The 10,182-nt window shown below is 64.7% G+C and carries 10 protein-coding genes, 1 tRNA gene and 1 pseudogene; 6 read left to right on the forward strand and 6 right to left on the reverse strand.

All coding sequences use genetic code 11. From position 1 onward, the window contains the following. The first annotated feature begins 56 nt into the window (after nt 1–56). From rfbA to HMPREF2656_RS05400, 4 genes are read left to right on the forward strand one after another with little or no spacing between them, the layout of a single operon-like run. Nucleotides 57–923 carry a glucose-1-phosphate thymidylyltransferase RfbA gene (gene rfbA, locus HMPREF2656_RS05385; protein ID WP_070772207.1) on the forward strand — a complete coding sequence of 289 codons (867 nt, stop codon included), beginning with the start codon at nt 57–59 and terminating at the stop codon, nt 921–923. After that, nucleotides 923–1,720 carry a glycosyltransferase gene (locus HMPREF2656_RS05390; RefSeq protein WP_070816046.1) on the forward strand — a complete coding sequence of 266 codons (798 nt, stop codon included), beginning with the start codon at nt 923–925 and terminating at the stop codon, nt 1,718–1,720. Before rfbA ends, HMPREF2656_RS05390 begins: the two co-directional genes overlap by 1 nt. Nucleotides 1,721–1,734: 14 nt before the next feature. After that, on the forward strand, nt 1,735–2,424 hold the full coding sequence (locus tag HMPREF2656_RS05395) for a glycosyltransferase family 2 protein (protein WP_070482973.1): 690 nt from the start codon (nt 1,735–1,737) through the stop codon (nt 2,422–2,424). After that, nucleotides 2,421–2,756, forward strand: a complete 336-nt coding sequence (locus HMPREF2656_RS05400; protein ID WP_070452944.1) for a DUF2304 domain-containing protein — start codon at nt 2,421–2,423, stop codon at nt 2,754–2,756. The genes HMPREF2656_RS05395 and HMPREF2656_RS05400 overlap by 4 nt, the downstream gene beginning before the upstream one ends. Here the strand turns inward: HMPREF2656_RS05400 and HMPREF2656_RS05405 are convergent. The 3 genes from HMPREF2656_RS05405 to HMPREF2656_RS05415 are packed head-to-tail and all read right to left on the reverse strand — an operon-like array spanning nt 2,753 to nt 5,307. Beyond that, nucleotides 2,753–3,373 (reverse strand): MBL fold metallo-hydrolase, encoded by a 621-nt coding sequence (locus tag HMPREF2656_RS05405; protein WP_070816047.1) that lies wholly within the window; start codon nt 3,371–3,373, stop codon nt 2,753–2,755. The two genes, HMPREF2656_RS05400 and HMPREF2656_RS05405, sit on opposite strands and share 4 nt — an antisense overlap. After that, nucleotides 3,374–4,471 (reverse strand): S-(hydroxymethyl)mycothiol dehydrogenase, encoded by a 1,098-nt coding sequence (locus HMPREF2656_RS05410; protein WP_070816048.1) that lies wholly within the window; start codon nt 4,469–4,471, stop codon nt 3,374–3,376. 11 nt (nt 4,472–4,482) lie between these two features. Continuing rightward, a complete protein-coding gene (locus HMPREF2656_RS05415) occupies nt 4,483–5,307 on the reverse strand; it encodes a GDSL-type esterase/lipase family protein (RefSeq protein ID WP_070614769.1) in 825 nt (274 codons plus the stop codon). A gap of 51 nt (nt 5,308–5,358) precedes the next feature. On the opposite strand from HMPREF2656_RS05415, the gene HMPREF2656_RS05420 reads away from it, so the two are divergent. Next, nucleotides 5,359–6,960 (forward strand): AMP-binding protein, encoded by a 1,602-nt coding sequence (locus HMPREF2656_RS05420; RefSeq protein WP_070816049.1) that lies wholly within the window; start codon nt 5,359–5,361, stop codon nt 6,958–6,960. On the opposite strand, the gene HMPREF2656_RS05425 is transcribed toward HMPREF2656_RS05420, so the two are convergent. Together HMPREF2656_RS05425 and HMPREF2656_RS05430 are read right to left on the reverse strand one after the other, a co-directional pair. Next, nucleotides 6,960–7,032, reverse strand: a tRNA-Thr gene (locus tag HMPREF2656_RS05425). The genes HMPREF2656_RS05420 and HMPREF2656_RS05425 overlap by 1 nt on opposite strands. Nucleotides 7,033–7,097: 65 nt before the next feature. After that, the gene (locus tag HMPREF2656_RS05430) at nt 7,098–8,312 is read right to left on the reverse strand and encodes a DNA polymerase III subunit delta' (protein WP_070816093.1); all 1,215 of its coding nucleotides are present in this window, start codon (nt 8,310–8,312) and stop codon (nt 7,098–7,100) included. Nucleotides 8,313–8,349: 37 nt separating this feature from the next. Between HMPREF2656_RS05430 and HMPREF2656_RS05435 the strand changes: the two genes are divergently transcribed. Beyond that, nucleotides 8,350–9,873, forward strand: coding sequence for an adenylate/guanylate cyclase domain-containing protein (locus tag HMPREF2656_RS05435; RefSeq protein WP_070816050.1), 1,524 nt, complete (start codon nt 8,350–8,352; stop codon nt 9,871–9,873). A 109-nt stretch (nt 9,874–9,982) separates the two neighbouring features. On the opposite strand, the pseudogene HMPREF2656_RS13310 reads toward HMPREF2656_RS05435, so the two are convergent. Next, nucleotides 9,983–10,182, reverse strand: a pseudogene (locus tag HMPREF2656_RS13310) (HNH endonuclease); the annotation flags it as partial.

Genomic DNA, 10,182 nt, shown 5'->3' on the forward strand with positions numbered 1-10,182 from the left:
TACTTACCAACATGGGAAGTTAGTGGGAAGTTGGCTGCCCACTAGACTTCGGGTCTATGAAAGGCATCATTCTGGCAGGTGGATCGGGTACGCGGCTGTACCCGATTACGCAGGGCATCTCGAAGCAGTTGATGCCGATTTACGACAAGCCGATGATCTACTACCCGCTCTCCACGCTGATCAGCGCGGGTATTCGGGAGATTCTGATCATCACGACGCCGGAGGATCGGGCGAATTTCGAGCGTTTGCTTGGCGACGGCTCCCACCTCGGCATCATGCTCCACTACGCCGAACAGCCGAAGCCGGAAGGCCTCGCCCAAGCGTTTCTGATCGGCGAAGATTTCATTGGCGACGACGCCGTCGCCCTGGTGCTTGGCGACAACATCTTCGACGGCGCCGGCATCCTGGAAGCGCTCGGCCAGGTGCGTGAGATTGAGGGCGGGGCGATCTTCGCCTACGAGGTGTCGGACCCGCAGCGCTACGGCGTGGTCGATTTCGACGCGGACGGCACCGCCCTGTCCATCGAGGAGAAACCGCAACAACCGAAGTCGAACTTCGCGGTCGTGGGGTTGTATTTCTACGACAACGACGTGGTGGAGATCGCCAAGAACATCACTCCCTCGGCGCGCGGCGAGTTGGAAATCACCTCGGTCAACGAGGCCTACCTCAAGCGCGGCGACCTGAAGGTGCACCGCCTGCACCGCGGGGATGTGTGGCTGGATACCGGCACGATCGATTCGATGAGCGAGGCCAGCTCCTACGTCGAAGTGCTGCAAAAACGCACCGGCACCGTCATCGGTTCGCCGGAGGTCGCCGCCTACCGTGAAGGCTTCATCGACGCCGCCCAGCTGCGCGCGCTCGGCGAGGCCGTGCTCAAATCCGGCTACGGCCGCTACCTTATCGACGCCGCCGAGGAGGCCTAATGCCCACCCTTTCCGCCCTCATGAGCGTCTACCACGCCACCGACGCCGCCGAACTCGAACTCACGCTGAACTCCCTCGACGCCCAGACGCGCCCCGCCGACGAGGTTGTGGTGGTCTTTGACGGGGAGGTGTCTGGGGCGGTGCGTGGGGTCGTCGCAAAGCATGGCGCTCGCATGGTCGAACTACCCGAAAACGTCGGCCTCGGCCGGGCGCTCAACGCAGGCTTAGCGACGATCAACGCCACCTACACCGCACGCATCGACTCCGACGACGCCGCCAAACCAGAACGCTTCGCCAAACAGCTCGCGTACCTGGAGGCGCACCCGGACGTGGCCGCACTCGGCAGCGCCATGGAAGAGTTCGAACACACCCCCGGCGACCGCGGCACCATCCGCGCACTGCCGCGGGATCCGAACGCGTACGTGAAAATCAACTCCCCGCTCAACCACCCCGCGGTCACCTTCCGCACCGACGCCGTCAAGGCCGTCGGCGGCTACCAGCACGTGCCGTTCATGGAGGACTACGACCTGTGGGCGCGCCTCATCGCCGCCGGACACACCCTGGCCAACCTCGACGAGCCACTGACCTACTTCCGCGTCACCGACGACCAGCTGCGACGCCGCGCCAGCGCCGACACCCGACGCGCCGAGCGCACCATGCAGGCCAACCTCGTCGAATACGGGCTGATCTCGCGGCCACGCGCGCTGGCGAACCTCGCCGTGCGCAACCTGTACCGCGCCCTGCCCATCGGGCTAACTAAGCGCGTCTACTCCGTGCTCTTCCACCGCGGCGAGTAACCTCTTTAAGCGACATGACCGGATTTTCAGACACTTGGCTGATCGTGCCTTGTTACAACGAGGGCACGGTCATTTTCGACGTGCTCAGCCACGCCCGCGAAACCTTCCCCAACATCGTCGCCGTCAACGACGGATCTCACGACAACTCCGCCGAACAAATCCGCGCCGCCGGCGCCCACCTGGTCAACCACCCGGTGAACCTCGGCCAAGGTGCAGCGATCCAGACCGGCGTGGAGTACGCCCGTGCGCAGCCCGGCGCGAAGTACTTTGTCACCTTCGACGCCGACGGCCAGCACCAGGTCAAGGACGTGGCGCGCATGGTTGAGCGGTTGCGGACGGAGCCGCTGGATATTGTCGTCGGTACGCGGTTTGCGGGCCAAGACAACTCGCAGGTGCCGTGGATTAAGCGCGTCGTGCTGAAAACGGTGGTGATGCTGTCGCCGCGCACCCGCAAACTCGGCCTGTCGGACGCGCACAACGGGCTGCGCGCGTTTAACAAGAAGGTCGCCGACGAGATGAACATCCGCATGAACGGGATGTCGCACGCTTCGGAGATCGTCACCATGATCGAGAAGTTCGGCTGGCGCGTCGACGAAGAGCCGGTGGATATTCTCTACACCGAATACTCCATGTCCAAGGGGCAATCGTTGATCAACGGGGTGAACATCCTCGCGGATGGGCTCGTGGCAAGGAGGCTGCCATGATTCAGGCGTTGTTACTGCTGGCCATTGTGGCGCTGGCGTGGTTCTTCTTCGCTAACCGCCGCAAGGCGAACGCGAAGGCGTGGGTGAAGTTGGGCTTCGTGCTGATGATCCTCGCCGCCGTGTGGGCGATCGTTCGCCCCGACGATGTGACCGTGCTGGCCAACTGGCTCGGCGTGGACCGCGGCACGGACCTCATGCTTTATCTGCTGGTCATCGCATTTTTCTTTACGACGATCTCCACCTGGACCCGCTTCCGCGAACAGGAACTGCGCTACGCTCGCCTCGCCCGAGCGGTAGCGCTGCAGAACGCCGAAGCGCCCGAACGCGATTAGAACCCGCGGCGGATCCACTCCTCGAGGTGCGGGGCTTCGTCGCCAATCGTGGTGTGGTCGCCGTGGCCGGTGCGCACGACCGTCTCCGGCGGCAGGTCCAGGACGGACTTCTGCAGGGAGTGGATGATGGTGTCAAACGACGAGAAGGATCGTCCCGTCGCGCCCGGCCCGCCCTGGAAGAGGGTGTCGCCGGAGAAGAGTTCGCCGGCTTCCTCGGCGTAGATGACCACGGAGCCCGGCGAGTGGCCGGGGGTGGACATGACGCGTAGTTCGGTGCCGGCGATGTCGAAGGTGGCGCCGTCGAGAAGCGGGCGGTAGTGCGCGCCTGGGTTCTCGCGCTGCCAGAGGAACCCGTCGGTGGGATGCAGGTACACCGGGGCGTTCACGAGGCGGGACAGTTCGGGGGCGGCGTCGATGTGGTCGGAGTGGCCGTGGGTGGCCAGGATGCCCTTGACGCGACGGTTGCCCACGGCGTCGGCGATGGCCTGGGCGTTGTGGGCGGCGTCGATGATGTAGACCTCGGAGTCGTCGCCGACGATCCAGACGTTGTTGTCCACCTCCCATTCGCCGCCGTCGAGTTTGAACAGGCCGGATGTGACTACGTTGTCGATGCGCATTTAGAACTCCACCACGCTTCGCAGCACGTCGCCACGCTTCATCTTGTCAAACGATTCCTCGATGTCGCCCACACCAATGCGTTCGGAGACGAACTCGCCGAGCGGGCACCGTCCCTGCTTGTACAGCTCAACGTATGTGGGGAAGTCGCGCTCCGGCAGGCAGTCGCCGTACCAGGCCGGCTTGATGGAGCCGCCTCGGGCGTACAGGTCGATCGCGGGGATGTCCACGTGGTCGGTCTGGTTGGGCACGCCGACCATGACCATGCGGCCGGCGAGGTCGCGCGAGTAGAACGCCTGGCGCCAGGTGGGCTGGATGCCTACGGCGTCGATGGCGACGTCGGCGCCGAAGCCGCCGGTGAGTTCGCGCACGGCCTCGATGACGTCGTCTTCGCTCATGTCCTTGGAGCAGATGGCGTGGGTTGCGCCGAACTTCTCGGTCGCGGCATCGCACTTTCGCTTATCGACGTCCACCGCCACCACCGTCGACGCCCCCGCCAACGCAGCACCCGCCACGGCCGCAAGACCTACGCCGCCGAGGCCGAACACGACGACGGACTCGCCACGCTGCACCTCACCGGTGTTCACCGCGGCGCCCAGGCCGGCCATGATGCCGCAGCCGAGCAGGCCCGCCGCGGCCGGGTCGGCTTCCGGATCCACCTTGGTGCACTGCTTCTCGTGCACGAGGGTCTTCTCGGCGAAGGAGCCGATGCCTAAGGCTGGGGTGAGCGGGGTGTCGTCGTCAAGCGTCATGCTTTGGGACGCGTTGTGGGTGTTGAAGCAGTTCTTCGTGTCCCCCTTGCGGCAGGCGCGGCACTCGCCGCAGACTGCGCGCCAGTTCAACACCACGAAGTCGCCGGGCTCGACGTGGGTGACATCCGAGCCGACCGTCTCCACGACGCCAGCCGTTTCGTGGCCGAGCAGGAACGGGAACTCGTCTGCAATATCACCGTCGCGGTAGGCAAGGTCCGTGTGGCACACACCGGTGGCCTGAACCTTGACCACGACATCGTTTGGGCCGGGGTCGGGGATCACAATGTCCACAACCTCGACGGGCGCGCCCTTTTCGCGGGCGATTACTCCTTGAACAGTCTGTGTCATGCCCTCCCAGACTAGGAGCGGGCGATGATATTTGCCACGTGCTCGTGGCCACGCTGGTTCACGTGGATCGGCAGGTTACCCGGCCCGCCGTAGAAATCGACTAGGCCAGCCCACATGCGCTGGTTATCCGGGGCGCACATGTTGTTGTTCATCGTGGACGGTTTCAGGTCCAGGAATTCGACGCGGGCGGCGCGGGCGGCGTCGACCTGCATCCACTGGGCGAGGTTCTCCCAGCGCTGAACCTCCTGGAAGCGGGTCCAATCGGAGGCGTTCGGGGCGATGTGGAACAGGCACACGCGGTCGCCGGCGGTGACCTTCGGGTAGCCGACGATCTGGATGCGCGCGTTCGGGGCGGCGGCGCGGATGCGGTTGATCTGCGGAACCATGTAGCGGGTGAAGTCGCGGCGGATGTCGGCGTCGGGGCGCGAATTGTTGTTGTACGTGTCGTTGAAGCCGACGGAGATGATCACGCGCGCGGTTGCTGGCGACAGGCCGCGGTCCGCGATGGCGCGGTCAACCTGCTGGAAGAAGCCCGGCCCCTTCGAAATGGTGACCACGCCGGTGCAGGAGTAGTCACGCGCAGGCAGGCCAAGTTTAGCGGCGGAGCGCTTGCCCCAGTTCGTGGCGGAGGTCGGGCACCAGGTGCCGTTGTCGGAGCGCCCGCGCGGGTCGAGGCCGAGTTTGCCGGCGGCCCACTGGCCCATGTTGGGGTCGGAAATAACGGAGTCGCCGAAGATGACCATGTTGCGCTCCTGCGCGTGGGCGGCCGGGGTCAGTGGGGCGACGAGGGCGGCAGCGGCCACAAAGGCGGCTGCGAGACGTCGGAAAACAGACACGAAAATCCTTTCACGCGAGACACTTACGTATCGGTAGGCTACATTATCCTCATGCGTCCCACCCATCGTCCGCTGTTCTTACTGAAGTCTTTCGCGCGATTCGTGCCCGCCGTTACACGCGCCGGCATCATCAGCGCCGAAGGCGGCCCCCGCGCAGCGCTCGCACTCATCCCGAATCTCGCGCGCTACTGGTTCACCACCGCCCGCGAAATCGAACAAGGCGCCGCAGCAGTGCCCGATCGCCTCGCTCTTATCGACGACACCGGCGCCCTCACCTACCGCCAACTGCGCCAAGACTCCCGCACCGTCGCCAAATGGCTACTTGCGCAGAAGGAACAGCGCGGTCTCGACGAACTACGCATCGGCGTCATGGCCCGCAACGGCCGCGGCATCGTCCTACCCCTCGGCGCCAAGGGCTACACCGGAGGCCACATCTTCCTTCTCAACATCGGCTCCTCCACCGAGCAACTGCGCGGCATCATCGCCGAAAACGACATCAACATCCTCTTTATCGACGACGAGTTCGCCGACCGCATCCCCAACGACATCCCCCACATACCCGTGGTGCGCGCGTATGAGGACGTGGTGGTGAAAGGGGTCGTCGACAAGCGACTGCCCCTCTGGCCCAAACACGGCAACCTCGTCCTGATGAGCTCCGGCACCACCGGCATCCCCAAAGGCATCGTGCGCCCCGAACCACGCCTGCCATTCGTGGTCGCCGGATACCTCGAAGCAATCCCCTGGCGCGCCGGTGACACCATCCAACTCACCGCCTCCATCTTCCACACCTGGGGCTGGTCTGCCCTGCAAGTCGCGCTGGCGACCCGCTCCACCATCGTGACGCAACGCGAATTCGACCCCGAAAACTGCTTCCGCCAAATCGAAGCATTCCGCTGCGACGGCCTCATCTCCTCGCCGATCTTCTTCAAACACATGCTGGACCTCGACGAAAACTACGACACCTCGTCGCTGCGCTACCTCGCCACCGCCGGCAACGCCGTCACCCCGTCGCTACTGCGCCACACCACCGAACGCTTCGGCCCCATCCTGGCCAACATCTACGGCTCCACCGAACTCGCCCTCGCCGCCGCCGCCTCCCCCGAACAAATGCAGGCAGACCCCACCACCGTCGGCAAAATTGCGCCAGGCACCGTTCTCAAAATTTACGACGACAACGGCCGCGAAGCCCCCACCGGCCAAACCGGCCGCATCTTCCTCCACAACGAAACCGCCCTGCGCGGCTACACCAACCCGAACACCCCCACCGTCGAAATCGACGGGCTCATCGAAATGGGCGACCTCGGCTACATCGACGCCGACGGCTACCTCCACGTGCAATCGCGTAGCGACGACATGATCATCGTCGGCGGCGAAAACGTCCACCCCCAATCCGTGGTGGAAGTCCTCGAAGACATGCCCGGCATCGGCGAGGTCTACGCCCACGGCGTCGACGACGACGACACCTTCAAACGCATCGCCGTCTGGGTCGTCAAAACCGCCGAAATCACCGAGGAAGCCGTCCGCGACTGGGTGCGCTCACGCTTGGCCGATCACTCGATTCCCCGGGACGTGCACTTCGTCGACAAGCTGCCGCGCAACGCCGTCGGCAAAGTCGTACCGCGCTTCCTGCCCGGGCTAGGGCAAAAAAATTGAGCCACCTGCGAGAATCGAACTCGCGACCTTCTCATTACGAGTGAGACGCTCTGCCGACTGAGCTAAGGTGGCCGGGCAGCAATGCTGCACCGGGAAGACAGCTTAACCTAGCGGGCGCGACCTGCGAAACCCGCAGGTTAAGACACGTTGCACGCGAGCCTTATGCGGCCAATCATGCCGTTGAACGCCACCGCCGGAGTCACGTTCTGGTCCAGGCGCTCGCGGCACTGCCCGATCGCCTCGAGACACTCCACGAGCCCCTCCGCCGACACCTGGCCGGCAATCTCACGCGCGAGCTCCTCAAAATCCGGGTGGGTCAGACCAACATCGGCGCCCGACTGCACCACCATCGCATCCCGGTACACCCCCGCCAGGTCCACCAACACGAGGTCCAGCATGTCGCGCTTGCGGCGCGTGCCACGACGCTTCTGCTCCTCTTCCAACTGACGCACCGACGACGCCACCGACCGCAGCGCCTTCGCCGCCCCCTTCCCCTTCGCGCCCATGCCGAGGGCGTTTTCGAGCTTGGCGCGCTCGGCTTCGTCGTCAGCTTTATGCGCCTCGATGGCCTCCTTCTCCGCCGCCTTCAGCAACGACCCCACCGCCTGAAACGCCTGCGGGCCGTGAAACACCAACTCGGCCAAGTTGATCGCCATCGCGCGACGCTGCTGAATCGCCTCCGAACGCACCAACAACCGCGCCCGGCCAATATGGCGTAGCGACGACACCGCCGCCAGGCGCGCATCATGCTCCGACGCCCCCTCCTCCTCGACGAGAATGCGCACCAACTCATCCTCCGACGGCGACGGCACATACACATGCCGGCAGCGCGAACGCAGCGTCTGCGAAAAGTCCTGCGGATCCGTCGACGGCGCACACATGATGATCACGGTGCGCTCCGGCGGCTCCTCCACCGTCTTCAACAGCGCGTCAGCCGGCGCGGTGGTGATCGACGTGGCAAGGCGGTCCGCGTTTTCGATGATGACAACGCGCCAGGGGGCGACCGTCGGTAAGCGAGCTGCCTTTGCGACGATCTCATCACGCACAAAATCCACCTTGATCGTCGACGTATGCGGCACCACATGCACCAAATCCGTATGCGACCCCGCCAACGCATCACGGCACCCCTTACACCGCCCACACCCAATCTCATCCGGGTTCTCACACATCAACGCCGCCGCAAACGCCAACGCCGCATTCGACCGCCCCGAACCCGGAGGGCCCGTAAACAGCCACGCATGCGTCATCGCATACGCATCCCCCTGCCCCCTCGCCGTGGCAGCCGCCGACAAGATGATGTCGCGCACCGCCGGGGTGCCAGCCAAACGCTCACTAACGCTGCGGGTAGTCACAGGTGACCAGAGTACCCGCGCGCTAAGGTGATAGACCATGGAACGTATCTGGCGCGAGCTGCAGTGGCTTTGGGGCACGTCGTGGCCTCTCTATGCCGCGACGGTGCTGGGCACCAACCTGCTCGGCGCCGTGGGCTGCATGTTGTTCGTGCGCTTCCTCATCCCGATGGATGCCGTCAACGAGTTAGGTCTCAACGGCCAGCTTGGGTTTATCGGGGTGTTGTATGCGGCGATTGCTGTTGCGCTCGGTGTGATCGTCACGTTTTTCCTGTTCCGGCCTGTGTTGGAGTGGCAGCGGCGCCCGGATGATCATGACCCGAACATGGTGCGGCATTTGGTGATGCGTTTGCCGGTGTTGCAGACGATCATCGTTGTTGCGGTGTGGGGGTTGGGCATTGCGATTGTCACGGTGCGCACGTTGCTTGTCGACGTCCCCCTGGGCATCGTCGTCCTCGCCACCACCATCCTGACGTGTTTTGTGGTGTCGGTGCTCACGTATCTGCAGGCGGAGCGTCTCGTGCGTCCGATTGCGGCGTCGGCGTTGGCGCGGCGGTTCGAGGATTCGACGCTCCAGCCGCCGATTGCGTCTCGGTTGATGCTGACGTGGTTCACCACCTCCGCCGTGCCGATGGTCGGGGTGCTGCTGCTGGCTGTGGCGCAGCGCGTCGGCTACTTCCGGGACACCCCGGGTGAGATGACGGCGGCGATCGTGGCGCTGATCGCGGCGGGTATTTTCACGGGGTTTGTGGGGACGTCGTTTGCGACGGTGATCGTCGTTGATCCGATTAAGGAGCTGCAGGTCGCCATCAACCGTGTGCGCCGCGGTGAGGGCGATACGCAGGTGGACATTTACGACGGCTCCGAGATCGGCGTCCTCCAAGCTGGCTTTAACGAGATGATGCGGGGTCTGCAGGACCGCCAGCGTGTTCGCGACGTGTTTGCCAAGTACGTCGGTGCTGAGGTCGCACAGAAGGCGCTTGAGGAGCGCCCGCAGCTCGGCGGCGAGGAACGCCGGGTCGCGGTGCTGTTTATCGACGTCGTCGGCTCCACCACCTACACCGTCCAGCACACCCCGGAGGAGGTCGTGGAGGCGCTCAACGAGTTCTTTGAGGTTGTGGTTGAGGTGGTGCACCGCAACAAGGGCGTGATTAATAAGTTCCAGGGCGATGCGGCGCTTGCGGTGTTCGGAGCGCCAGTTTCGCTTCACGACGCCGCCTCGCACGCCCTCCAAGCCGCCCGCGAAATCCAGCGCGGCCTGGACGGCTTCGAACTGAAGGCCGGCATCGGTGTCGCCTCGGGCCACGTGGTCGCTGGCCACATCGGTGGCAAGGACCGTTTCGAGTACACCGTGATCGGCGACGCCGTCAACGGCGCCGCCCGCCTCACCGACCTTGCGAAGGACACTCCGGGCATGGTGCTGACCAACGCCGCGACCCTGCGCGCGGCGAACGAGGTTGAGCAGCAGCGCTGGACGCTGATGAAGTCGGTGGAGTTGCGCGGGCGTAACAAGATGACGCAGTTGGCGCGCCCGGTGCGCTCCACCATGGCGGACCGCTCATAGGACCCAGCACGGCAGCAGCCCCGGCCCAGCGCAGCGCGGCGCGGCAGCAGCCCCGGCCCAGCGCAGCGCGGCAGAACTCAGGCCTGCGGGCGCGCTCAATCGCGCCCGGTCAGTTGTTTCCGAACAGGAGCTGCATGGCTCCGGGGGTGTCGTTCGGCACTTCGTATCCGTTGGGTGACACCCACACTGGGATGCCGTCCCGGATGCATATTCGGCCTCGTCTGACGATCCACGGGTCGTCGTCGTTCGTGCCGTTGTGGTAACTGCACAGGGGTACGAGGTTGGCCAGGTTGGTTTCCCCGCCGTGCC

Origin of the sequence: Corynebacterium sp. HMSC034B08 (assembly GCF_001835805.1) — a bacterium.
Lineage (GTDB): Bacteria > Actinomycetota > Actinomycetes > Mycobacteriales > Mycobacteriaceae > Corynebacterium > Corynebacterium coyleae.